This is a genomic window from Edaphobacter aggregans DSM 19364 (assembly GCF_000745965.1).
GTDB lineage: Bacteria > Acidobacteriota > Terriglobia > Terriglobales > Acidobacteriaceae > Edaphobacter > Edaphobacter aggregans.
Window position 1 is genome coordinate 46,690 of sequence record NZ_JQKI01000033.1, and the last position, 22,912, is coordinate 69,601.

22 protein-coding genes and 1 pseudogene are annotated in these 22,912 nt (G+C 54.8%); 7 read left to right on the forward strand and 16 right to left on the reverse strand.

The window, feature by feature from the left end; translation table 11 throughout:
• The first annotated feature begins 69 nt into the window (after positions 1-69).
• Positions 70-1,686 (forward strand): ParB/RepB/Spo0J family partition protein, encoded by a 1,617-nt coding sequence (locus Q363_RS14675; RefSeq protein ID WP_035351440.1) that lies wholly within the window; start codon positions 70-72, stop codon positions 1,684-1,686.
• A gap of 229 nt (positions 1,687-1,915) precedes the next feature.
• Here Q363_RS14675 and Q363_RS14680 read toward each other — a convergent pair whose 3' ends face one another.
• The 4 genes from Q363_RS14680 to Q363_RS14695 form a co-directional block, all read right to left on the reverse strand.
• Positions 1,916-3,004 (reverse strand): alpha/beta hydrolase-fold protein, encoded by a 1,089-nt coding sequence (locus tag Q363_RS14680; protein ID WP_169746992.1) that lies wholly within the window; start codon positions 3,002-3,004, stop codon positions 1,916-1,918.
• Positions 3,005-3,357: 353 nt separating this feature from the next.
• Entirely contained in the window at positions 3,358-3,624 is a 267-nt protein-coding gene (locus Q363_RS14685) for an SDR family NAD(P)-dependent oxidoreductase (RefSeq protein WP_035351443.1), read from the reverse strand.
• A 139-nt stretch (positions 3,625-3,763) separates the two neighbouring features.
• Positions 3,764-4,462 carry an alpha/beta fold hydrolase gene (locus Q363_RS14690; RefSeq protein WP_245632230.1) on the reverse strand — a complete coding sequence of 233 codons (699 nt, stop codon included), beginning with the start codon at positions 4,460-4,462 and terminating at the stop codon, positions 3,764-3,766.
• 54 nt (positions 4,463-4,516) lie between these two features.
• The gene (locus tag Q363_RS14695; protein WP_035351445.1) at positions 4,517-5,365 is read right to left on the reverse strand and encodes an alpha/beta fold hydrolase; all 849 of its coding nucleotides are present in this window, start codon (positions 5,363-5,365) and stop codon (positions 4,517-4,519) included.
• Positions 5,366-5,484: 119 nt separating this feature from the next.
• On the opposite strand from Q363_RS14695, the gene Q363_RS36095 reads away from it, so the two are divergent.
• Positions 5,485-6,120, forward strand: coding sequence for a CGNR zinc finger domain-containing protein (locus tag Q363_RS36095; protein ID WP_051978781.1), 636 nt, complete (start codon positions 5,485-5,487; stop codon positions 6,118-6,120).
• 422 nt (positions 6,121-6,542) lie between these two features.
• Positions 6,543-7,277 carry a GntR family transcriptional regulator gene (locus Q363_RS14705; protein ID WP_035351446.1) on the forward strand — a complete coding sequence of 245 codons (735 nt, stop codon included), beginning with the start codon at positions 6,543-6,545 and terminating at the stop codon, positions 7,275-7,277.
• A gap of 435 nt (positions 7,278-7,712) precedes the next feature.
• Here the strand turns inward: Q363_RS14705 and Q363_RS14715 are convergent, their stop codons facing one another.
• From Q363_RS14715 to Q363_RS14725, 3 genes are all read right to left on the reverse strand, one after another.
• Positions 7,713-9,260, reverse strand: a complete 1,548-nt coding sequence (locus tag Q363_RS14715) for an aryl-sulfate sulfotransferase (RefSeq protein ID WP_157466903.1) — start codon at positions 9,258-9,260, stop codon at positions 7,713-7,715.
• Between the two features lie 385 nt (positions 9,261-9,645).
• Positions 9,646-10,485 (reverse strand): hypothetical protein, encoded by an 840-nt coding sequence (locus tag Q363_RS14720; protein WP_035351449.1) that lies wholly within the window; start codon positions 10,483-10,485, stop codon positions 9,646-9,648.
• 43 nt (positions 10,486-10,528) lie between these two features.
• Positions 10,529-11,032 (reverse strand): DoxX family protein, encoded by a 504-nt coding sequence (locus tag Q363_RS14725; protein ID WP_051978782.1) that lies wholly within the window; start codon positions 11,030-11,032, stop codon positions 10,529-10,531.
• Positions 11,033-11,321: 289 nt separating this feature from the next.
• Between Q363_RS14725 and Q363_RS14730 the strand changes: the two genes are divergently transcribed.
• The 3 genes and pseudogenes from Q363_RS14730 to Q363_RS45865 all read left to right on the forward strand — a co-directional run.
• Complete coding sequence (locus tag Q363_RS14730; protein WP_035351451.1) at positions 11,322-11,789, forward strand: DoxX family protein; 468 nt, start codon at positions 11,322-11,324, stop codon at positions 11,787-11,789.
• A complete protein-coding gene (locus Q363_RS14735; protein ID WP_245632231.1) occupies positions 11,786-12,418 on the forward strand; it encodes a sigma-70 family RNA polymerase sigma factor in 633 nt (210 codons plus the stop codon). Before Q363_RS14730 ends, Q363_RS14735 begins: the two co-directional genes overlap by 4 nt.
• Positions 12,409-12,510 (forward strand): annotated as a pseudogene (locus tag Q363_RS45865) (hypothetical protein); the annotation flags it as partial. The gene Q363_RS14735 and the pseudogene Q363_RS45865, both read left to right, overlap by 10 nt.
• A 12-nt stretch (positions 12,511-12,522) precedes the next feature.
• Here Q363_RS45865 and Q363_RS42775 read toward each other — a convergent pair.
• Entirely contained in the window at positions 12,523-12,762 is a 240-nt protein-coding gene (locus Q363_RS42775; RefSeq protein ID WP_211256189.1) for a hypothetical protein, read from the reverse strand.
• A 462-nt stretch (positions 12,763-13,224) separates the two neighbouring features.
• On the opposite strand from Q363_RS42775, the gene Q363_RS14745 reads away from it, so the two are divergent.
• Positions 13,225-13,599, forward strand: a complete 375-nt coding sequence (locus tag Q363_RS14745; RefSeq protein ID WP_035351455.1) for a YybH family protein — start codon at positions 13,225-13,227, stop codon at positions 13,597-13,599.
• Here the strand turns inward: Q363_RS14745 and Q363_RS46240 are convergent.
• The 8 genes from Q363_RS46240 to Q363_RS14780 all read right to left on the reverse strand — a co-directional run bounded on the left by Q363_RS46240 (position 13,548) and on the right by Q363_RS14780 (position 22,901).
• Positions 13,548-14,147: an NAD(P)H-dependent flavin oxidoreductase gene (locus tag Q363_RS46240; protein WP_425387677.1), complete on the reverse strand. Its 600-nt coding sequence runs from the start codon at positions 14,145-14,147 to the stop codon at positions 13,548-13,550. The genes Q363_RS14745 and Q363_RS46240 overlap by 52 nt on opposite strands.
• Before the next feature lie 377 nt (positions 14,148-14,524).
• Entirely contained in the window at positions 14,525-16,633 is a 2,109-nt protein-coding gene (locus tag Q363_RS14750) for a S9 family peptidase (protein ID WP_051978783.1), read from the reverse strand.
• A 543-nt stretch (positions 16,634-17,176) separates the two neighbouring features.
• Positions 17,177-17,608, reverse strand: coding sequence for a carbohydrate kinase family protein (locus Q363_RS14755; RefSeq protein WP_051978784.1), 432 nt, complete (start codon positions 17,606-17,608; stop codon positions 17,177-17,179).
• A gap of 42 nt (positions 17,609-17,650) precedes the next feature.
• The gene (locus Q363_RS14760; RefSeq protein WP_245632232.1) at positions 17,651-18,319 is read right to left on the reverse strand and encodes an RNA polymerase sigma factor; all 669 of its coding nucleotides are present in this window, start codon (positions 18,317-18,319) and stop codon (positions 17,651-17,653) included.
• 65 nt (positions 18,320-18,384) lie between these two features.
• Positions 18,385-20,028: a TIGR03118 family protein gene (locus Q363_RS14765; protein ID WP_051978788.1), complete on the reverse strand. Its 1,644-nt coding sequence runs from the start codon at positions 20,026-20,028 to the stop codon at positions 18,385-18,387.
• Positions 20,029-20,208: 180 nt separating this feature from the next.
• The gene (locus tag Q363_RS14770) at positions 20,209-20,691 is read right to left on the reverse strand and encodes a hypothetical protein (RefSeq protein ID WP_035351461.1); all 483 of its coding nucleotides are present in this window, start codon (positions 20,689-20,691) and stop codon (positions 20,209-20,211) included.
• Between the two features lie 49 nt (positions 20,692-20,740).
• Positions 20,741-21,160: a DM13 domain-containing protein gene (locus tag Q363_RS14775; RefSeq protein WP_035351464.1), complete on the reverse strand. Its 420-nt coding sequence runs from the start codon at positions 21,158-21,160 to the stop codon at positions 20,741-20,743.
• A gap of 328 nt (positions 21,161-21,488) precedes the next feature.
• On the reverse strand, positions 21,489-22,901 hold the full coding sequence (locus Q363_RS14780) for an NAD(P)/FAD-dependent oxidoreductase (RefSeq protein WP_084080366.1): 1,413 nt from the start codon (positions 22,899-22,901) through the stop codon (positions 21,489-21,491).
• Positions 22,902-22,912: the final 11 nt, after the last annotated feature.

A 22,912-nucleotide genomic window follows, 5' to 3' on the forward strand; every position in this document is an offset into this window, starting at 1 on the left:
GAGCGGATATGGCCAGCGTGTCTCCGCTCCGCTTTCTTTCACCTTCAACCGCTCGAAAGGAGCCTTGTCATGTCGAAAGCCGTTACCGCCATCAGCGAATACCGTAACCTGCCACTGGCACAGTTGCAGGAGTCACCCACCAATCCACGCCGCCGTTTCGATGAGCACAGCCTGAACGAACTGGCGTTGAGCTTCAAAGCGCAGGGCGTTTTACAGCCCTTGCTTGTCCGCGCCATCGACACCCACCTGTATGAGATCGTCGCGGGAGCACGGCGTTACCGTGCCGCGAAGCTGGCCGCATTGGATCAGGTTCCTGTGCGGGTCGTCTCCCTCTCCGATGCCGCCTGTGTCGAAGCTCAACTGGTCGAGAACATCCAGAGGGAAGGGGTGCATCCACTTGAGGAAGCATTCGCCTTTCATGCCTTGCTGCATACCGAGGGTTTGCAGTACGACATCAACAGTCTCGCGGTAAAGGCGGCCAAGAGTCCGTCTTTCATCGCAACTCGATTGAAGCTGGTAGAGCTTTTGCCCTCTATTGCAGACGCATTTCTGGCCGATCAGATCGGCGTCGGTCATGCGCTCGAAATCGCCAAGTTGCCACAGGATCAGCAGCAGAAAGCATTTGACGCTGCTTTTCGCATGGTCTGGAATGGCGCAATACAGTCTCGCGTCATCCTCCCGCTACGCGACTTCACCGCATGGATTGAGCAGAACATCTTGCTCTCGCTCGATTCCGTGCCCTTCGATAAGGCCGATGCAACGCTTGTGCCGGAGGCGGGAAGCTGCGTAGAGTGCCCCAAGAGGACAGGCTTCAACACGCTACTCTTCGGAGAGATGAGCCACCGCGACCAATGCACGGACGCGGCCTGCCTGAATAATAAGGTGGGCCGCTATGTGGCGGGGCAACTTGAGGCAAAACCCAAGCTGGTACAGATCAGCACCGCTCATGGTGGGCGTGTTGAAGGTTCTGTATTGCCACGAAGCCGCTACATCGCATTGCATTTCGCCAAGTCGAAGGGCAAGCAACCCCTGTCTCCCAATGAGAAACCATGCAAACACATGGCAGAGGCTATCGTGGTGGAGGGATTGGAGCGCGGCCACACCGCCAAAGTCTGCACAGAGCCGAGTTGTACAGTTCACTTCCCAGGCCGAAACATTAAGGCAACGAATGAGGCGCAACTGGCGAGAGAGCGGGAGCAGCGCCGCAAGGAGCTTGAGAAACGCAAACTCGAAAGCACCGTGCGGCATCGCATCCTCGCCGAAGTGCTCAGGAAGGTAGGTGCACCGCTTGATCGTGCCGACCTTGTTCTTATCGCCAATGCCATGCTCGAAAAGACGGAGCCGTTACGCCGGGAGGCACTGGCGCGGCGACACAAGATGGTGGACGGCTCCAGCAGCGAAGTGACCTATCCGCAGGTACAGAAGGGACTCCAGCGGCTCGTGCGGCAGTTGGATGAATCCGGCCTGTCGAAGCTGATCGTCGAGATGGTCTTGCTTGGCAGCGTGGACTCGGCCTCGCAGGATGAAACCGATGTGCTCACTGCGACCGCCAAGCGGCATCGCGTGGATGTGGCAAAGGTGCGTACCACTGTCGAAGCGGAGGTTTCCGCCAAGCAAACGAAAGCAGCGGCGAAGCAGAAGAAAGCCGCTTCCACAAAAGCAGCGAAGCCCGCGAAAGCGGCATAAACACTGTGTCTCTGGATAGGCGTCCGGCATGGCCGGACGCCTTTTTTCGCCCGTCTTCCCATCCCTAAGCGTGCCGGCGCCGTGCGCCGGGGCTTCTCCTACCCGCCCGACAGGCAATTATGATTTATCAGCGTCTTGGTGTCTTGGATAGCTGATTGTGAAACGTACTGCATTCTCGATAAGACAAGGGAGGAAGTCTCCTCTCCCGCTCCGTGACTTCTCTCGGGAACTACTTGCCTTGGAACAGCAGTGGCGCAAAATGAATCAGGTTGTCGTGCCACACCATCCAGGTGTGTGCTCCTGTGATCTGCACAGCGGTCACTGGGAATTTCTTCTCCGCAAGCAGGGCAATAAGTTGGCGGTTCGTCTCAAATAAAGCGTCATCGGAGCCACAGGAGATCCAGAGCAACCGGAATTGTGTTTGCTTCAGATTCATCGGTAGGGGATGGGTCGAGTGGAGCATATCACCTGCGCTGAAGCTCCCAACCCACGCAAAGAGTTGCGGGTTATGGAAGGAGATATTCAAACTTTCCATAGCCCCGAGCGAGAGCCCGGCAATCGCACGGTCATTGCGATTCTTCGAAACCCGATACTCAGATTCCACCTCAGGAAGCACTTCGGCCAGCAACGTTTGCGAAACAATGTCCACACTCCCATAACCAAGTGGCATCACCAGGATCATTGATTTTGCTTTGCCCTGCGCAATGAGGTTATCCAGAATGAAGTTCGCTCCACCTGGTACTGTCCAGTCGGCAGCGGTTTGGGCATAACCATGTAGGAGGTAGAGGACCGGATATGTGCGGCTGCCTTTAGGGTCGTAACCAGGCGGCGTGTAGACGTAGTAATCGCGTTGCTCTCCCGGCAGGCCGCTTGCAATGCTTGATTTGTAGAAATGATGATGCAACTCACCATGAGGCACATCGGTAGCCTCCCAGAGCTGCGGGACAGAACCAGGCACCACTACATCACTGTTGAGATAGGCGTAGTTTGGGACGACGAACCCATTCAACGGATCGAGCTGTGTCTGGCCGTCCACGATAAACCAGTACCAATTCTGTCCTGTGTCGTGTGTCAGGGGAACGAGTGGTCCTCCAGTCCGGGGTATGACGGCAATCTGAGTGTTTACTCCATCGGCAACTTCAATGGCGAGGAATTTGCCATCATGTGACCAGGCGGGGAAACCTTTAATGTGCTCTTGAAAGGTTAGCTGCCTGGTTTGACCATCGGATAAAGAGAGCGTCCATACATTCACTTGCCCGTTGTCAGTTCGGTGATATGCAGCGAGTTGTCCATCCGGAGACAATTGGATTGCACTCATTCTCTCGTTCGTATGGAAGACATCCTCTAGTCCTCTGGTGCGGGCATTCCATCGCCATAAGTGTGCCTGAAAGGCAATCATCGAGCTGTCGGAAGAGAAGACAGGGCGTGTTTTGCGTAGCCGAGTATCATGCGTAAGAGCAAGTGGAGTTCCTGATTGCCCATTTGCTGAGAGGTGGACAGAATAGAGATTGTCCTGTGTATTCACGACGCTAAAGGCCAGATTCGGTCCCGAACTTGTTAAGTAGTGGATAGTGCCCAAACCGGCGCTATAGACCCTCACTGCCGTTCCCGCCGCCGATCCGCTCTGATTGACCGGAACTTCCCAAATGCTTGATCCCTCCGCGTCCAGGCTCAGGAAGTAAATTTTCTGACCGTCGATTCGCCCGAAACGCTCAAGTGTGCTTTGACCACAATCTCAGATGCTTCGACCTGGCTCAGGTCGACCGCAAGAGGAAGCGGTTCGGTTCCCGCCGCCTTGACCGCAGCGGCGACTTCGTCGAGCGCCTCTGCATTCCGAGCGGCGAGTACAACCGCAGAGGAGTCGCGGGCCAAACAGATAGCGGTGGAACGTCCGATACCCTGGCTGGCTCCAGTCACGATCTCAACAGAATTCTTCACAATGTTCCTCCATGATTGTTAGGCGTACAGACGGCAAACACCACATCGGAGAATGTTGCCAGACGTTCTGGCGTGGTCTTCTTGTTCGACATGGCTCCTCCCGATTGCGCTTGATAGTTTCAAGACTTCACATCCCGTCTTAAGAGAGCGTCGCCTTGGCCGCTTCAAGGATGATGTCTACAACCTTGTCCGGCGCCGTGAGCAACGGAGTGTGATCGACTGCGAAAGACCTCACTGTCGCATTCATACGGTCTGCCATGAAGCGCTGCGTTTTTGGATTGATCATTCGGTCCTCTTCTGCAAGCAGGTACCATGTTGGCTTTGACTTCCAGGTCGTTGCTGGTGCTGGTTCCTGAATGCTCTTAACTGAGATCGGACGCTGCACAGCTTTTGATAGCGCAATCTGCTCGTCGGTGGCGTTCTGGGCGAAGGCGTTTGCGAACCCTTCGTCTGGCATCCAGATAAAGCCGTCTGGATCCGGCGCGAGTTGCGGCGCCTGTGGATGAGTCTCATCTTTGTAAAAGACCTGGGCAACCGTCTCTCCTTCGTCCGGCGCCAACGCTGCGACATAAACCAAAGCCTTCACGCGCTCGTCATGAGCGGTGGCGATGACTGCGCCCGCATACGCGTGCCCGGCAACGATCACCGGGCCTTGAGTTCGTGCGATCGTGCGCTTCAGAGCGGCTGCGTCGTCGCTCAGGGATGTAAGGGGAATTGGCGCGGCAATCACGTTCAAGCCGCGATCCTCGAGCGGGCGTATGATTGCCTGCCAGCTCGAACCATCAGCCCACGCTCCGTGGACCACCACTACTGTAGCGTTCTCTGAAAACTTCATCATGCTCGTCCTTTCGGATAGTTCAAAGTGAAGATACGAAGAGAATGGTCTCTGCCGTCAAGCAAAGAATCGTGAGATTTGCTGCGCAATGAACTCGCATGAATCCTCAAGCGCAAAGTGGCCCGTCTCGAGCAGGTGTAGCTCCGCTTTTGGGATATCTCGCAGATAGGCTTGCGCGCCCTCGACGGTGAAGAAGGGGTCGTTCTTTCCCCACACGATCAGCGTCTTCGGCTGCTTTTTTCGAAAGAATTCATGCCAGCCGTCGTAGAGCGCGAGATTCGATTGGTAGTTGTGAAGCAGGTTGAGTTGGATGGCGTCGTTGCCGGGCCGATCAAGGAAGAGCTGGTCGAGGGTGTACGAGTCTGGGCTGATCCGGGAAACGTCTTTGACCCCGTGCGTGTACTGGAAGATGGTGGTTTCTTTCTTTAGCAGCTCTCGCACCGGCTTCTCTGTCTCCGAATTGCGGTTTGCCCAGAACGGCTTCATTGGATCGAAGGCGGCGCCGATGCCCTCGGCATAGGCGTTCCCGTTCTGCACCATGATCCCTTCGATTGCATCCTGATGTTTGGAGGCAATGCGATAGCCCACGGGTGCGCCGTAATCCTGCACATAGATGCTGAACTTCTTCAGGCCGAGGACACCGAAGAGCAGTTCCTCGATATGGGCGGCCAGATTGTCGAAGGTGTAGTCGAACTTTCCTGCGTCCGGGGCATCGCTGTAGCCAAAGCCAACGTAATCCGGAGCAATTACGTGAAATTTGTCCGCCAGCTGCGGGATCAGATCGCGGAACATATGCGACGAACTCGGGAAGCCATGCAGCAGAACGATGGTTGGAGAAGCCTTTGAGCCTGCCTCGCGATAGAAGATCCTGAGACCGCGAACGGTCGCGTGTTGAAACGTTGTCATGGTGATTTCCTTTCCCGGTGACGCGAGGTCCCGCTTACAAGAACTAAGATTACATGACACCTATAAAAGTTGCATTAACAGTGTTATAATTATTTCAGATATTTTTGCGGAGAGGATTCATGCAAGTTTCTCAAGAGGTTAACGAATGGATTGATGGATTCCTATTCGTGGCGAACAAGCCAATTCTGGACCTTTTGAATACAAAACCTGTCCTCGCAGATGGTCCCACGGAACTCCTTCCGGATGTTCGCGCTCTCGAAAGATGGTTGATCGCTTCGGGTACGGTGACTTCGGCGAAGGCTAAAGCCACAGTTCGAAGCTGGCGCAATTCAACCGAAGCTGCTGCCTTCCTGGAACAGCTCATCGCGTTCAGGGAGAAATTGCGGGAGGCCGTTCTTCGGATAGAGAGTGGATCGACGCCGTCAGACGCTTTCATTACCGAAGTCAACTCGCTGTGCCTTCGGTATCCTTTTCCTGCTTTGCTCCACAAGCGAGACGGGAAGGTCATTCGGGAGACGACATTCGAGCTTCGTAAGCCCACCGACCTTTGGGCGCCGATTGTGGATGCCACGGCAGATCTTCTGGCAGAGACAGAGTCGTCGCGTATTCGCAAGTGCGAATCGTGTGTCGTTCACTTCTTCGACACAAGCAAAAAGGGCTCACGCCGCTGGTGCAGCATGAACATCTGCGGCAACAAGCTCAAAGTTGCCGCCTACCAACGGAGGAAACGCACCAAAGACACGTCGATGAACTAGTGGAGGGATTTTCGTGCCGCTTCGACGTGCAGTCATTTGCGGTCTTACACCGTAGCTCTCCCGGGTTGCTCCGGACGACGGGCTATCCAGAAGTTATCCACTTGGCCTTATAACCGGCTTCTCGGAAAGGTGAAACCGAACTGCTTGAAAAGTCTGGCGGGCTCAACCGGTCGATGCAACACTGGCTTGGAGTTTACTCGCCGGAGTTTCAAAGCCCAAGATTTTTCGCGGGCGCAAAGGCGTTTGGCCTCCAGAAGCGGCTTGCGCCTCGAGCCCGTCGATAACTTAGGAGCCTAACGCATCCCGCTGGAGACCAGTTCTTATCATCTCATCTGTTCCCAACGACTGATAATTTCACAAATTCCAAATCGTCCATGGGAACGATGTCTCAGTTTTTGACAATACGACGTTATGATATCTTCATGGCGGTCACACAGGATTCTCTTCTCTATTCACGCGTCGAAACGGTCCTCGCCTCCGAGATCAATGATAGAGTCCTCAAGGTGGGCGACCAGCTGCCGACCGAAGACAGCCTCATTGCACGATTCGAGGTCAGCCGCATTACCGTTCGCCGCGCTATTCAGAATCTCGTGAGCCGGGGCCTCGTCGAGATTCGCCGCGGCAAAGGCACGTTCGTCGCTGCACCCAGAATCACGCAGGAGCTTACAGAGCTGAGCGGATTTGTGGAAGATATGCACGCAGTTGGCCGCAAGCCGACCGCCCGCGTGATCAGTAAAGAGATCGTGACAGCCGATACATCTGTGGCGGGTCAGCTTGCGCTGACAAAGGGCGAGCGCGTCGTCAGAATTCGTCGCGTGCGTCTGGCGGATGGCGTCCCCCTCTCTTTCGATGAGACTTACCTTCCCCTTGAGATTGGCAAGAAGATCATCACCAACAACTTGAAGGTCGAGCCTATCTTTTCGCTCCTGGAACGCAAATATGATGTTCCGCTGATCGAGGCCGAGTATAAGTTGGATGCCGTGGCAGCCGAGGCCGAGGTCGCGGCGGCGCTACGCGTGAAGCAAGGTAGCCCGATCTTCCGCATTGAACGAACCTCGTACTCGACAGGCAATCAGCCGGTCGATTACGAGAAGCTGTACTACCGGGGCGATCTCGTCCGCTTCGTGACACGCCTGGCCCGAAAGGTTTCGCGATGAACAGCCTTCGACGGCTCATGCGGCACGGCTTCTGAAGAGGCGGTGCGAATCCGGCACGAACGGTTCACTGCTCTTTCCCCGTCGAATCCAGTTCGCGCCCACTAACCAGCACAGGGTGAAAGGACAGGGTTCCGAGTTTCCTGCCGAACCATCCCTGGCTCGGTAAGCCCCTGTGCTGGTTAGTGGGCGCGGCGGGAATCGAACCCACGTCCGCGAAATCTAAGTCCCTCGTTGGCCGCGATTGTGCGGCTTCACGAGTTGGGCGATCAGCACCGAGATGCTTGATGGTTGTGTTGACAAGTCTTAAGCCGTAGCCCTTCCTCCTCAGATAGCCATCGATCGCCATCGGTCTCGCACCACCGATCACGAGCGCAGCGAGGCAAGCCTTTTCCGTGCCTGATTGGCAATCGATTGGCCGAACAAAGGTTGAGTGCGTCACCACTGCACTCCTGGATAGAGGCTGGCCAGTCGCTCGCTACGGAATTGCACCGTGCCCTGGGACTGCGCCTGCCAAACCAACTCTGGAGTGGGGCCATTCAAATTTAATTCTTGGATCTGCGAGCCGCCGGTGACCGCGGAGAAATCTGCCTTCAGGTCTCCATTTGCAAGACTTTGAACATTTCCCCCAAAATAACTGTACAAGTTATTTGGCAATGTATAGCTCAAGACCAGAGTCGCCGTCATTGCCGTTTCGTCTATCTGGTAGACCGACGCGGCGGAGTAACAAGGTGGCGAGCCGGTGGCTCCGCAGACAATCCCGCCAGGAAATTTTCGATCGTCCCCGTTGTCCATCACGCCGAGACGAAAGAATCCGGAGTTGTTTGGGCTGAAGAAATCGGGACCATGCTGCGCATAAAACCAATCCTTGGGATCAGTCCCTCCAATTATCTTGAAGTCTCCGCCCTCGCCCAGCCGCCACAATACCTTGCCTGATCCCTGACCGTCTGCGTAGTCGATCTTGATGATCCAGTTTTGGTGGCGCATGGAGAGAAGCAAGCTATGGTCGTCGGTTGAGTAGAGCAACGCGTTGCTGTGAGTCCAGTCCGGAAAGAGATACGGATGCCGATTGACGTCAAGATGATCGAAGGAGTTCCAAACCCACACCGGCTGATTATTGTTATCTAAATCGATGACGAGATCCCCCAGCACGTCTGTTGTACCCGGGTATCCGGACAGGTCATTGAAGGATTGACTCACCGATGCGAGTAGGACCCAATGTCCATTCTGCAGAGCCAGGACGTCATGGTGCAAGCTGCTGAGATTGAAGTTGTATCCTTTGGCTGACAGCGCTGCAGCTAGCTCACTCTGAGTCACCTCACGTATCGTGTTTCCTGCGAGATCCACCTCGCGCACTGCATCCACAGTATTCGGCGGAATCTGTGAGCCTTTCAAAGCGATGGACGACGCATAGGAGATCAAGATTAAAAGATGACCATTGGGAAGCAGTTTGATCGACTGGATCGAGTCCATCTTTGTGCCGTCCGTGTAGCGATAGGTCCAAATCACATTTCCTTGTAAGTCGGTTGCGAAAGCCTGCGCACCCTCCTGTGGGATGAGCGTGTCAAACATTTCAATGCCTGCTTGCGGAATTTGCGCATTCGATGCTGACGTGGAGACAGGTGCAGTTGTGGGTGGAGTACCGGTAGTAAAAACGTGATCACGATCGGCAAATGAGGCGCCGTCATCCAATTCAACTTGAGCTCGCATGTGGTAAGGCGTCTGCGCGCGCATGCCGGCCACATAGATGATCACCTCTCCACCGTTTGGGGAAGGTGTATCTTGCACCCATGTAGTCAAGCCATAATCAGCGTCAACGCCGAAGTTAATGTTTACCTTCCCTGGTGCCGGAAGATAAATGGAGTACGCCGCCACCTGAGGATTCGAGGTCGCGGTGACGACTGCAGGACTGATGATGGAAGCAACGGCGGTTGCGTAGTCGGACTGTGGAGAGTCAGCGGCCGCGGCGGTCACCGTGACATTCATGCCGAGGGCCAGTTTCGATGGAGCCGAGTAGGTGCCGCTCGTATCTATCGTACCGATGCTTGCATTTCCACCCGGAACTCCATTCACCAGCCATTCAAGTTGTCCGCCGCTTTGCACTGCTCCCTGAAAGTGTTGCGTTTGACCCGGCGCAACCGCCGCGTACCGAGGAGCAATTGTGACGTTCCCGCTTTGTCCCGCAGCCGGTGGTGGTTGAGTTGGCGGAGGCTGTTGCGGCGTGGTCGCGTTTCCGTTTGTATCATGTGCTCCGCAACCGGCCACGAGCAAACATACAAGCAAGCCGAGGCAGATAGCATATTTCACTTAACCCCACCCATCAGAAAAGAGGTTGTGCCGGAGGTTCTGAACCGGAACTAGCTCGAACCGGTTAGAACCGGATGCCAAAGGTCACAGGAATGAGCTCCTGGGTGCCCGTTCCTTGCCGAGTGGTACTTGCCCTGGGTGAATCAACCCAAACGTATCGTGCTTCGCCGTATAACTTCGCCCGACTATCAGGACCAAACACCTGCCAAGTCATACCCGTGCCGATATTCAGTCCGCCCTGGTTGCTGGAGAAGTGGCCGACGGTCACATTTTGGTATTGATAACCACCATAACCGTAGTAGTAGTAGCCGGAGTATTGGAATGCTTGTGGATCTGTAAAGTTCGTCACCTTCCGATAGAAACCACCGCCGCCGGTCACGTACCCGCCCCATTTTCCCAGATGCCCATAGTGATAGATGGGATCAACTGTGAACGACCATGTATTCACATTGCCGCCGACGGCGCCCACGACGGCCAGGGTTGCCCCAGGAATCTTATTGCGGTTGAATTGGTACTCAATCAGAGTCGCAAACTTCTTGGTGAAGTTCCAGCCACCGCCAACGGTGAGATTGTAGCCGTAGGTCACGAAGGGGTGATCGTTGCCAATTGGTGCGGTGAAGCCTCCGCCCGCTTCAAACGCAACATGGCTCCAGCGATTCTCAAAAGCGGGATAGCCATTGCCAGTGTTCCGGCCATACCGTGGGACGCCACCTGAAACAGGGCCTGAGCCCGGGGAAGCTCCATCGGTGTCTTCGCCCGTCCATGTGGTCGTGTAATCTGCGGAGCTCGAATACGTTTGTGATGCAGCGGAAAGAGTTGCGCCGGTGATCAGGAACAACACAATGAGGGCCCGCTTGAGCGTGAGCCCGTGCCTTCTATGGATGGATTTTCTCGTTTCTTGCATGGATTTTCTCGTTTCTTTGGCTAGCCTTCTGAACGCACCGCCGTTACTTCTGCCCACTGTTTTTCCTGTCTTTGATATACCCATCCAGCGAGAATGGACCAGAGCCACCTAAGACCAAGGCAGCGAGGCAGGCAATGTACAGAAGGTCACATTCATAGCCCGGCGGTCCAAACTGCGCGCGGCCGTTGGTCACACTCATAATCTTGATCGAGCTGAATCCATAGGGCAGATGCACGGTGATCATCGCTACGAATAAGACCGCGGCCATTGGCAGACTGGCAAGCGCCACGAATGCGCCCAGGATAACAGCGAGACCTCCGAAGATCTCGACGAGGATGGTCAACCAAGCCATCAGATGGGGCCCGGGCACGCCGATCGCGTGGAGGATACTTGCGAAAGCGTCTGGTCCCTTATTCAACTTGGCAAAACCATGTGCCATGAACCCGTACCCAACGATGAGGCGCAACGGAATAGGAGCCCAGCGGACGAACGAAACTCTGTTTCCAACGGACAATGCTTCTTCACGCGCTCGGCGCAGTGTGTTCATATGCTCTTGACTCTCCCAATCATTTGATTTCGTACGTCTTGTGTCTCGGCATCGCAGGAGTTCTACTCCGTTCGTCACCGCTTTCCACAATATGACGTTATAATATCGAGGTTGGTTACACGTTTCCGTGATTTTCTCCGTTCCCGGACGTGTACCAGGTTAGAAATGCCAAAAAGTTACATCGTTGCGCTTCAAGACTGGTTGTAACCACGCTGCGCTTCACGTCTCTAACGAGGCGGAAAGGCGTTCTCGCGACCGATGAGCGTGGTATTCGCCTGAAAGGGAAAGGATGAGCCAGTTCCTGCGCCTGTATCGCCGTGTTGTATCGGCACTCTCTTCGCTGCAATCTCCAATGCTCGTAGCTGTTCCGCTGTACTGGGGATTTCAATTCGCCCAAACGGGTTGGGGCAAACTGCACAACCTGTCAAAGATCACGGGGTTCTTCGCGAGTCTCAATATCCCCTTTCCAGGTTTCAGTACGCCGGCCGATTCTCTGTTGGAGTTTGTTGGCGGCATCCTCCTGATGTTCGGGCTGTTCTCGCGTCCGATCGCGTTCCTCCTCGCCTGCAATATGTTCGTTGCATACTGGACAGCAGATCACGAAGCCCTTACTTCGGTTTTTTCCGATCCGGGCAAGTTCCACGTTGCAGATCCCTACACTTTCCTCTTCGCCTCTGGGATGGTTCTAATCTTCGGCTCCGGTCTCTTTGCGGTCGATTCTGTTATCTCCAAACAACTGAAGCCTCTTGAACAATGATGGAGTCTCAAGCATCAGATCGCACGGAAGCGGAGATGATCGCCGGCATCCTTGCGGGGGAAACGCAGCTCTACCATGACCTGATCCGTCCCCACGAGCGGAGCGTGTATCTGATGGCCTTGTCGTATATGAAGAACGAGGCGGATGCGGAGGATGTGGCACAGGAGGCATTCGTTCGGGCCTTCCAGAAACTTTCATCGTTTCGTGCGGAGTCGAAGTTTAGTACCTGGCTCATCAGTATCGCCCTGAACGAAGCCAGGAGCCGCCTTCGAAGGCAATCCGTGATTAGCATGGAGTCGCTCGACGAACCTCCGGATAAGAATAAAACCATTTCGCCGGCGCTCCTGCGCGACTGGCGAGAGATCCCCTCCGAGGCTCTCGAGCGGGAGGAGGTCCGGAAGCTAATACAGCAAGCAGTGGAAGAGCTTCCCGACATTTATCGTCAGGTGTTTCTACTTCGCGATGTAGAGGAGCTCAATATCAACGAGACGGCCAAGGTATTGAATCTCAGCATTCCCAACGTGAAAGTCCGATTGCATCGCGCCCGGATGATGTTGCAGAAGCGACTCGCTCCTCAATTGAAAAGAACGAATCCATCATCGAAAAGGAGGTGGCTCCCGTGGGAATAGATTGCAAGCACCTTTGGAATTACATCTCCGAATATTTGGATTGGACGCTGCTCAATGAGACCCGGGAGACTGTTCAAAAGCACCTAGATCACTGTGAGATCTGCTCAGCGATTCTGGATTCTACCCGTAACATGATCATCCTGGTCGCGGATGATCGCATCTTCGAATTGCCCGTTGGTTTCAGCGAGCGATTGCACGCTCGGATTGATCTTGAGTTGACGTAAAAGGAAAGCTAGAACAGCGCTGTACACGGCTCTGCCGTATTTGTCATACAGCGCGGCAACTGAATCTTTTTCTCTCCGCCTGAGTGCATAGTGCCAGCCTTGCATCGGCCTTAAGATCACGTTCTGCTGATGTTGATTTGTCTGTTCGCCTCAGCCACCACACTCTTTTCTTTGTGCCCTCGCATTGAATTGGACGGAGCAAGGGAAATCATCCCGCACGCAAATCTTTTTTTGTAACCCGCAATCACTCTTAAGCGTCGGATGATCGGTTGGGATCCTCACTAGCCAGATCGCAGGCTGGGAAACGACTCAGCGGGAACGAATTTGAAACGTGCGGAGGGGGCGACTGCCCGACTAGTGTGACCGGACGGTCTTTGGAAAATAATCAAGATTTTTGGGAAGAATTGGCGAAACGGCGAAACAATACCTTTTGCAATAGATGGAGGGCGAGGCGATTGTTCGCTCCTGAAGAGGAGAATACTAAATGGTTTTAGGGTAAATGGCGATTGAACGTCACCATCGCGAACGTTAGAGCAACTTGGTCAGTTGCAGCGTAAGGTTTCAGACGAGGAGATAAAGAGTATGCACGCCAAACTGCCTGAAGAGGTCGATTCACTGTTTTTTGAAGCGATGAATCAAGGGGACATTGACGCAGCTGTTGCTTTCCACGAGCCTACCGCCCGATGGCTTCAGCAATCCGGCAAAATAATCAGCGGGCTGCCGGACATCCGTACTGAGCTGCTCGGATTCTTGGCCCTAAAACCCAAGTTCACTGCAGAAATAACGGCACTCGCGAGTGGAGATGAGAACGTCGCGTTGACGCGGTCGACATGGAGCCTCATGGGCACAGATGCCAATGGGCAGCCTGTAACAATGGGAGCTAAGAGCACCGAGGTCGTGCGTCGTCAATCGGATGGAACGTGGCTTTTCGCAATCATCGCGCCAGGCGCCGATTGACTTCGATTCGGTAGTTTAGACAGCAATAGAATCTGCTCCTGCGCGTTCGGGCAACAGGCACGAAGATTGTATCCTCGGCCACCTCTGTAGACGAGGCCCGATGGCTTGAGGATGAAGGATGCGACGCAATTGTCGCCCAGGGTTATAAGGCCGGTGGGCATAGGGGCATGTTTCTCACGCAGGATGTTTCTACACAGGTCGGTACGATGGCGCTGGTGCCGCAGGTAGTTGACGCGGTAAAGAGCGCCGGCAGATAGCGGAAACTCTGGGGCGGCATCGGACATGGGGCCCATGGGGCCGACCTCTCGCATAAGGCGATTCACGATCCCTCGTGCTGGTCGGCCCGTGAATACGTTGGTGATTGCGGTCTCATTGTCCTTCGCATCTTTTAATGCTTGACGATAGATCGGGCTGATCTGAGCCTCAGGACAAAGCAAGTAGGCCGTACCGATCTGTACCGCCGAGGCACCAAGAGCAAAGGTGAAGGTGGAGCTGCGGCTATAGACGTCGGAGACCTGCGCGTTGTGGCGGCGCCCGGTGCTGGTCACACTGCCAAAATCTCTAGTTTCGACTGATACAGAATTCCGGGGCGCCTCAACTGGTCTAACTTAGTAAGATCAACCGTGCGGATTTTGGGGGCAGGTCAGCGCACCCTAGGCTTTCAGGAAATCCTAACCGGATCAGGATGCAACTCTTCAAGCATTTCGGGTTCGCCCGCCTGACAAAGCCATCCCAGCCCTCCCATGAGCGAAATACTCTTGAATTTTGGAGACCTGATCCTCAAGAGAGGCGTCGCTATCCCGAAATGCCACTTCGACCGGAGTATACGAAGGATCGAGCCGACTGAATGGGTGAGAGCAACAAGAATGCCTTTCGATCAATGCGCCGGCACCTGTTGACCCTTTCTGCCACCCGACAGGAAGGATCATTCGAAGACCCCAAGTTGCGTCAGCATAAAGGCGTAGTTTCGGTCTCGTTTCCGTATCTGGTTGTAACGTCCGCTCGATCCGGCATGGCCTCCGTGGAGATTGACGAAAAATACCAGAGGGTTTTTGTCTGTTTTCAAGGCTCTTAGTTTCGCCACATATTTGGATGGCTCCCAGTACCCTACCTGCGAATCGTCAAGCGAAGTCTCTACCAGCAGGGCGGGATAGTCCTTTGCAGCGACGTTATCGTAGGGAGAGTAGTTCAGCATGTATTCGAAGGCTTTCTTCTGGTTTGGATTGCCCCACTCTTCATACTCTCCAACTGTTAGCGGAATGGACGGGTCCAGCATCGTATTCATCACATCGACAAAGGGGACCTCGCACAATACCACTTTGAATAGGTCTGGTCGCATGTTTGTTACCGCACCCATAAGGAGACCTCCAGCACTTGCGCCTTCGATGCCCACTTGGCCGCGCTTGCCATAACCTCTTGTCAAGAGCCCTTCCGTAACGTCGATGAAGTCAGTGAAGGTATTGCGTTTGTTCATCAATTTTGCGCCGTCGTGCCATGTCTCCCCGAACTCGCCACCTCCGCGAACGTGCGCGACAGCAGCGATGACTCCGCGATCCAGAAGCGGCAAATCATTTACGGAAAAATCGTCGTCCACGTTAACGCCATAGGATCCGTAGCCATAGACGAAGAGTGGATTGCTGCCGCGCCGGAACTTGTCCTTGCGATATGCCGCCGTGACAGGAATCTGCGTACCGTCCTCTGCAGGGATCAACATGCGTTCTACCGCGTATTGCGACTTGTCATAGCCTGGTACTTCCTCTTGTTTCAATCGTTGCGATGTTCCTGCCGACAAGTCGTACTCGAAGATTGAATCCGGCGTAATCGGAGACGAATAGGAGTAGCGAAAATTGTGGGTGTCGAATTCTTCGTTGAGACTCCCAGAGGCTCTATAGGCGGGTTCGGGGAATTCTATAACCCGATGCGTGTGATCTTTAATCCCACTGATTTCCAGGATTTCGAGGCCGTTTACTCTCTCGGCGGTTACGTAGAAGTCCTTGAAAACGTCAATATCGTCGACGGGAATACCCTCTCTCGCCGCAATGAGCTCCTTCCAGTTCTGCTTGTCAGGTCTGGCCACGGGGACAGTCACCACACGAAAATTCCGGCTCGTGTCGTTCACGCGAATGTAGAAAGTGTCGTTTCCCTCGTCGACATAGTACTGAACTCCTTCTCTTCTTGGTTCGATGATCTTCCAGGCCGACTGGGGAAGATGTGACGGAAGAAATCGCACTTCGGAGGTCACATGGCTTGCGGAGAGCAATTCGATGTACTTGCCGTCGCGCGTGCGGTTGAGCCCTAGAGCGTAGCGTTCGTCCTCTTCCTGAAACACCAATGAATCTCCGAAGGAATTCGCTCCTACCAGGTGCCGGTAGACTTGATTGCTTCGCTTGGTTACAGCATCTTCCGTGGTGTAGAAGAGCGTTTTGTTATCTGCTGCCCAAGTCACATCATCGACGCGCACTGCGGTATCCCGCCGTAAGCGGCCCGTGCGCAGATCTTTGATGTGGAGTTGGTAGTTACGGTACCCAACATTGTCTGTGGTGTAGGCTAGTTGGTTGGAGTCGTCGCTCACCTCGAACGCACCGAGTGACAGAAACTTCTCACCTCTCGCCAACTGATTCACGTCGAGCAGCACCTCTTCCGGCGCATCCAAGGTGCCCTTCTTCCGACAGGCGATCGGGTACTGTTTGCCCTCTTCGGTTCGTCTGTAGTACCAGTAGCCATTCTTGCGGTATGGGACCGACTTGTCGTCTTGTTTAACGTGGCTTATCGTCTCCCGGTAGAGCTTCTCTTCGAGCGGCTTCTGGGAAGAGGTGAGTTGCTCAGCATATGCGTTTTCCGCCGCGAGATAGGACAGTACCTCAGGATTCGTTTTCTCCCTCAACCAGCCGTAGTCATCGACGAGCACGTGGCCGTTTATCGGTCTCTCGATATGTATTTGTTTGGCGACCGGAGGTACAGGTGAGGAGACTGTCTGGGCAAACAGTGCCGTTGAGAGGGTGGCCAACGCAATCAGAGCAAGTCGATCGATCATTTGTTTATCTGACTTGCTAAGGGCCTTCCAGGTTACATTTGGCAGACGGGTCAGAGACCAAATGATGGGAAGCGATGTCTTTTGCACTTCTATCGCTGTATCGTAAACATAACCGCTGGCGACCTATGCGTCTGATAGACGGAGAAATTTCGTTGTGGCTGCGAGAAAGCTCGACGTGACAGGTTTACTTGCCGCCGGCTGTATCGCTCGTTGCAGCAAGGCACAACTGGAACCGCGGCCCGCGCCCCGGGTAGCCAGCAGGCATCGCTCTGTGATCTGCCCAAGTAGGCTGCATTGATGCCGCGAACCCTTCCAGGAGGACAAGACCAATCGCAAACGAAGAATAGCTTTACCTGACATGAAGAAGGCGCACTGTTAGATCGGGTGAGCAAACCCATCCAGACGAACGGATTCTGCTCAAGGGTGCGGCCGGGAGGTCCAATACCTTTCTCCCCTTGATGCTCGACAAGGTCGCTACCCTGATCAGTATGCCTTACCCTACCAAATCCACTCTCCCAACTTCGCAACGAAGCCCATCGTTCGTTACATCGGCTGGAATTCTACGAGCTGCCGCAGCGGCGCAACATGGTCACTAGCTTTTTCTCCGGTTGCGGCGACCAAACCGGCGAAGTCGCGACCTTCAACACAGAATGAAGCTGACACAACGCCATAGAGCAGCGCCTCGATTGGATCGTCCTTGGCTACAAAACCGGCCAGTACTCCACCACTAAAAGCATCCCCCGCACCTGTAGCATCGACCAACGTGACTTGCACAGCTGGAATGCGTACCCACTCTGTGGCACCCGCAACGTGAGCGATTACGCCTTCCGCAGCGCACTTAATCGCGATCAAAGTCACGCCAGGTGCGAGGGCCCGCAGCTTGCTCAGGCCTTCAAGAGGTTCTCCCGGTAATATCGCGACAACATCTTGTCGGCTCGGCAAAAAGAGATCGACCCCGCTGAGGAGTTCGATCATCTTGTCGAGATCTGTACTGGCAAGAAGGTCGTGATCGTCTAGTTAGGGTGCTACCAAAGTTTTGCGCAGAGTCCTCCTCGCACGCAGCAAACGAGACTTAGTTGCGGCAACAGAAATGCCTGCAAGATCGGCGATTTCCTTTACCGACATATTATTCATTTGATGAATCTCAACCACATTTCGCAGCGTCGGCCGGAGGCAGCGGATCGCTCGCCTTAAGCGCTCTACTCTTTCATGCCTTGCGTAGAGATCTTCAATGTTCTTCGTCTCGTCTGCAACCTCCCAATGCTGCCAGGTCTCACCGTTCGTGATCTCCATAGCAGTTTCGGGACGAGCGCGCTTCCTACGTAGAATCCCAAGCGCTGAATTGATGGCAATACGCGTGAGCCAAGTGGAGAATTTCGACCTGCCATCGAAGCTGTTCAAATGCACATAGACCCTCAGCCACGCGTCCTGAACCACGTCTTCTGCGTCTTCTTGGTTTCCCGTGATCCGATAGGCCATGTTGAATGCTATCTTCGAGTGCCTCGTCCATAGCTCGACGAAGGCAGGGCGATCCCCTGACTTGGCCTCCACAATTAGGACTTCGTCCGTTGCAGCAGCAAGGAGTTTCATGCTGATCTCGTCGTGCGGCGAGCACATATCAGTTGCTTCCCGTCTATTGCTCTCAAATCTGTATCCCTGTTCCGATAATTGGCGAAGATCCTTCATGTTCGTTTTGTCCTTTCAAAGAAGAACGCGTAAAGGTGGCGATCTAGGGGTTTCATCGTGAGAGGTTATTGGACGGTGAGCGCGATGGTGGTCTGCTGAGTGATAGTTCCTGAGGTGGTAGTGACAGTGACATTCGATTGGCCCACTGGAGTGGTCGCAGGGGAAGTGCCTCCGCAGCCGGCCACGAATCCTGCCAACGCGATAAGGAAGAGCAATACTCCACACAGACGGCGAGGGTGGGTGCCGATGCTGGTAGAGCGGCGGCGGAAGATCAGGATAGATGCAAAGGGTAGAAGCAGAACAGAAGTAATGCCTGCAGCGGATGTGTCGCGAAGGTGACGGGATTGGAGACCTGCCGAGGCAGAGTTGGTTTCAATAGAGAGGGTGCTGGTTGCAGCGGCGGTGGGTGAGACGGTAAGTTGCGACGGACTGAAACTGCATGTGGAGGAGGTAGGCAGTCCTGAGCAGGCCAAGGTGACGGTGCCGGTGAAGTTGTTAGTGGGGACGACGCTGATGGTGGCCTGGGCAGGAGTTCCCGCGGAGGCCGTGAGGGCGGCGGTTGAGGCGCTAAAACCGAAGGTGGGAGTGTCGGAGGTGGAGGTGTCGATGGCGATCCCGGCGAAGAGGCCGTGGGCTTCGTTGGCCAGTCCGGCGGTGAAATAGACGGTGCTCAGATCGCCACCGCTGACGGTTGTGGTATTGCCGACTGCGGTACCGCCGGTTAGGAGCTCCCAAAGGCTGGGATAGACCAGGGGATTCCCGGTTGCGTCGATGAGTTGGCCGAGGTAGGCGTAGGTATTGGGGTCGTAGACATTGATCATGCCGTTGCCGAAGTCTCCGATGAGGAGATCATTGCTGAAGACGCCGAAGCTGGCAGGCGCGAACGCGACTCCCCATGGCGCGTTGAGGTTGCCGCCGGTGACGGCCCGGGCAACGAAGTTGCCAGACGTGTCGAAGACGCTTACGATGCCGTTGCCAGGAGCGTTGACGGTACTGTAAGGCGTGGTAGTGGTGCGGAGAGCGTAGGTGACAAAGACATGAGTCCCGAGGATGTGGACGGAGAAGGGTGCGTAGTTGGCGGGAAGGTTGGGGTCGGTGAAGCTGCCGGCGAGCTTGGTGGGCTTGAAGGTGCTGTCGTAGACCTCGATCGCGTTACCTGTACCGAAGTTCGGGGCGAGGATGTAGCTGGCGGTGGCGTTGTTGGCGGTGGTGGTGTTAATGATCGCGAGGCCTCGATAGGAAGCTCCCGCCGCGCTGTTATTGATGGCGATTTGGGTGATGGCATTGTCATTGCCGAGTTGGCTGTTCCATCCCGAGATGGTGCCATCGAGGGTGGAGAAGAGGAAGGCTGCCTTGGCGCCGTTCGGCAGGATCATTCCAGAGGCTCCGGCGGTGGTGACGGAGCCAGTGGGTAGACCGGTGGCAGTGGGCTGGCCGGAGGCCGCGGGGACGATGACTTTGAAGCGAATCGTTCCTGGGGCCTGAACAACGTAGTTGAAGCCGGTCCCCTGGGCGCTGATCCACCACGACGGGCTGGAGGAAACGGCCCACGGGTTGATGAAGTTGGCGTCGGTGGTGATGGCGGGAACGGAGCCGTCGGAGACAAGATTGGTTACCTTATAGGCGCCGCCAGCCTGTGCTGTGGCCGGGAGATAGGAAGCCATGCATGCGAAGGAGAGGACGGTAAGATTTCTCGCTGCCGCTTGCATACCTGCGAGAGATCCAGGACGCCTGATCTTGCTGACGAGCTTCATGGGTAGGATTGCATCGTGCATTATGCCTCACATTTCTTTTCTCTCTCTGCTGGTGCGCGGAGAACTTGCTGAAGCCTGGGGATGTCCGGCGTGCGGACTCCGAGCTGCGGAGGTAAAGACAAGTTGATACCTTACTTAAAACGCCTCGATTGTTGCTTTCGCAATCAAGGTGTGGTTGTCGTTTTCCGTCACAAGTACAGCGTCGCCGTCATCGGGGCTAACACCTGAGGCAAGATCAAAGTCCTGATGATTAACTCCAGCGGAGAACACGCCAATTTCTTTGGCGTCTGCCTCCTCGGAACCATTCCGGACAAGGGAGATGGTGAACGGACCCATCCCTTTGGTTGCAAATCCCGAAAGCTCTAATCGGAATGTTGAACCATTCTTCAAGATGTTCACTCTCCCATGCGTATCGTCCCCCGTAGAGGAACGCAGGCTTCCGGTAAAGAGCGGCTGCATGGAAGCTATGCCTGCCGGTGCCGCTTCATCTACCTTCTGGTTGACGAACAGTTTTTCTGGACGGAAGGCCCACCACAATCCAATCGAGCTAACGATTGCAAGCAGTACAAAGGCCGGCTTGAGTCGCTTAAAGGTCGAAGCTGCTTTTTCAAAAGACATGGCGCCTTTCCGGGCGGGCATGATCTGCCCGCCCCTTTATCTGGGACAGTTACTGCTCCAATGGGGCTGTGCCGAAGTTCGCATTGAAGCGCAGGCAGTAGATGGACACCGCTCTGAACTTGGAGAGATCAGTACCGGCTGGTATGGAATAGTTCTGATCGCCCTGGTTGCCCTTAAGCTTCCCGAGTTCTAAGCGTTCGATATTCTTGTCAAGAAAATTGTCGTTGTCCTGCGCGTCGGTCGCCGCGATCAAAACCACATGCACGTCTGGGCCGTTCGACGTTTTGAACTTTGTAAGACGCAGTGTCGTTGTGTCGCCGCTCTGATACACGGTTGCGCGCCCCGATGTGCTGTGTGCCGCCCCATGAAACGTGCCAGTTGCAACGATATTGCCATCTTGCGCGAAGGCAGCGCTTGCAAAGATGCTCGAACCTACGATCAATGCACTGATATATTTCAAAATGCTCATTGCGATTCTCCTGTTGTAAGAGCCGCCGCACGTTGCGGCTCGTTGGTTCCGCTAATCAAACGCTGACGGGTGCCACCGAGATCGGCATCGGGCCGATGCCTTCCCTGTCTTTACCTTGCTGGCAGTCAGGGTGGCCGTGCCATCAGTGGTCTGAGCCAGTTGAGACGGTTCCAGCCTGGCCACAGGTCCAATGATTTGCGAATGTCATTCATGCTCAACCGCTCCCTCTTGAAAGATCCCTCATGTTTGTTTTGTCCTTTCAAAGAAGACCGCGTAAAAGATCGCGATCTAGCGGTTTTCCATTATGACGTCATAATGACACAATTGGTTACAGACTTTTGGGGGTATCTTCGATGGGCTCTGCCTTCCAGATTGTGGATCCGCCTAGACCGAACCCAATCGGTGTCGGCCGATCCATCTCAGCGTCATGCGGCGGTTGTTCCGGGTCATGGAATGGCGACGACGGAGTGGATTGTGAGAATGGGCGAAAGGAAGTGTACTGGACCGTATCTTTTGCAAAGACAAGATCGAGAGTCCAATCCAAAACCACACGAAGACGCTTTTCGAGCCCCGGCAGTTTGCTGAGATAGATCGTCCTCCACATCCACCAGGCGATAAAACCGGAGAAACGCCGACCGAAGAGCTGGCCGACCCCGGTCCGACGTCCAATTGCGGCAAGCTGACCGATCGTTCTGAATGAATATGGATTAAGAGCTCCGCCTCGTATGGAAGCAACAATGTTTCTCGCAGCCGTCCTCGCTTGGCGCAGCGCGTGCTGAGCAGTGGGAGGGTGAAAGCCACCGTTTCCGTCAGGAATAGATGCGCAGTCCCCCAGAGCCCAAACTCCTTCCTTTAGTTCAACCTGTAACATCAGGTTGGTATCAATTCGACCGCCCCGGTTCGCAAACGGCAACCCGGCAACGACGGGGGAAGGAGAGTTCCCCGCAGCCCAGACCACGAAGCTTGTCCGGATGAACATGCCGTCGTCGAGGGTTACACCTTCGTCTGTGATCGACTTCAGCCTTCGCTGCGTAAGGACTTCGATGCCACGTTCACGCAGTTTCTTCTCTGTGTAGCTGCCGAGCTGCTCGCCGAGCTCGGGCAGCAGGTGTGCTCCCGCATGAACTAGTACGACTCGAATGTGTAGCGGTTGCAGGTTGGAGTAGGAGCGGATCGCGGATTGCATGAAATCGTGAATGCCGGCGACGGTCTCCACGCCGGCGAACCCGCCACCCGCGACAACTATAGTCAAGAGACCATTTCGGGAAGCTTCAGAATATGTTGGATCTGCTTCTTCCAGATGCGCAATCATGCGATTCCGAAGCAGGATTGCGTCCTCAAGTGATTTCATCGTGAGAGCACGTTCTTGCAAACCCGCCATGCCATGAAAATTGGGCACCGATCCTAAGGCAAGTACAAGATGATCGTAGGTAAGGCTGTGACTCCGCCGCTCGAAGCCATGCACGACCTTGACGCTCTTGTTATCGGTGTCGATGTTTTCAACATCCGCCACAATAAATTCAGTACGTCGAATCATCTTGCGAATAGGGTTCGCAATTGTCGAGATGTCGAGATCGCTTGCTGCAATTTCATGAAGCATTGGCGTAAAGAGGACAAAGTTGCCACGACTGACCAGTTGGAGTATCGCCTCATCCGGAGAGAGGAGTTTCTCGAGCTCGCGTGCTACTTCGACCCCGGCGAATCCGCCACCCAGAATCAATATTGTTTGTCTCCGCTTCATTTCGGCATCCT

Bases quoted from the DNA above. Each gene is read 5' to 3' on its own strand.
- Q363_RS14760 (WP_245632232.1), bottom strand. From the start codon at position 18,319: ATGAAGGATCTTCGCCAATTATCGGAACAGGGATACAGATTTGAGAGC.
- Q363_RS14780 (WP_084080366.1), bottom strand. From the start codon at position 22,901: ATGAAGCGGAGACAAACAATATTGATTCTGGGTGGCGGATTCGCCGGG.
- Q363_RS14695 (WP_035351445.1), bottom strand. From the start codon at position 5,365: ATGACAACGTTTCAACACGCGACCGTTCGCGGTCTCAGGATCTTCTAT.
- Q363_RS14690 (WP_245632230.1), bottom strand. From the start codon at position 4,462: ATGATGAAGTTTTCAGAGAACGCTACAGTAGTGGTGGTCCACGGAGCG.
- Q363_RS14770 (WP_035351461.1), bottom strand. From the start codon at position 20,691: ATGTCTTTTGAAAAAGCAGCTTCGACCTTTAAGCGACTCAAGCCGGCC.
- Q363_RS14720 (WP_035351449.1), bottom strand. From the start codon at position 10,485: ATGCAAGAAACGAGAAAATCCATCCATAGAAGGCACGGGCTCACGCTC.
- Q363_RS36095 (WP_051978781.1), top strand. From the start codon at position 5,485: ATGCAAGTTTCTCAAGAGGTTAACGAATGGATTGATGGATTCCTATTC.
- Q363_RS14680 (WP_169746992.1), bottom strand. From the start codon at position 3,004: ATGAGTGCAATCCAATTGTCTCCGGATGGACAACTCGCTGCATATCAC.
- Q363_RS14755 (WP_051978784.1), bottom strand. From the start codon at position 17,608: ATGATCGAACTCCTCAGCGGGGTCGATCTCTTTTTGCCGAGCCGACAA.
- Q363_RS14675 (WP_035351440.1), top strand. From the start codon at position 70: ATGTCGAAAGCCGTTACCGCCATCAGCGAATACCGTAACCTGCCACTG.
- Q363_RS14715 (WP_157466903.1), bottom strand. From the start codon at position 9,260: ATGAATGTCACGGTGACCGCCGCGGCCGCTGACTCTCCACAGTCCGAC.
- Q363_RS14745 (WP_035351455.1), top strand. From the start codon at position 13,225: ATGCACGCCAAACTGCCTGAAGAGGTCGATTCACTGTTTTTTGAAGCG.
- Q363_RS14765 (WP_051978788.1), bottom strand. From the start codon at position 20,028: ATGCAAGCGGCAGCGAGAAATCTTACCGTCCTCTCCTTCGCATGCATG.
- Q363_RS14725 (WP_051978782.1), bottom strand. From the start codon at position 11,032: ATGAACACACTGCGCCGAGCGCGTGAAGAAGCATTGTCCGTTGGAAAC.
- Q363_RS14775 (WP_035351464.1), bottom strand. From the start codon at position 21,160: ATGAGCATTTTGAAATATATCAGTGCATTGATCGTAGGTTCGAGCATC.
- Q363_RS14730 (WP_035351451.1), top strand. From the start codon at position 11,322: ATGAGCCAGTTCCTGCGCCTGTATCGCCGTGTTGTATCGGCACTCTCT.
- Q363_RS14750 (WP_051978783.1), bottom strand. From the start codon at position 16,633: ATGATCGATCGACTTGCTCTGATTGCGTTGGCCACCCTCTCAACGGCA.
- Q363_RS14735 (WP_245632231.1), top strand. From the start codon at position 11,786: ATGATGGAGTCTCAAGCATCAGATCGCACGGAAGCGGAGATGATCGCC.
- Q363_RS14705 (WP_035351446.1), top strand. From the start codon at position 6,543: ATGGCGGTCACACAGGATTCTCTTCTCTATTCACGCGTCGAAACGGTC.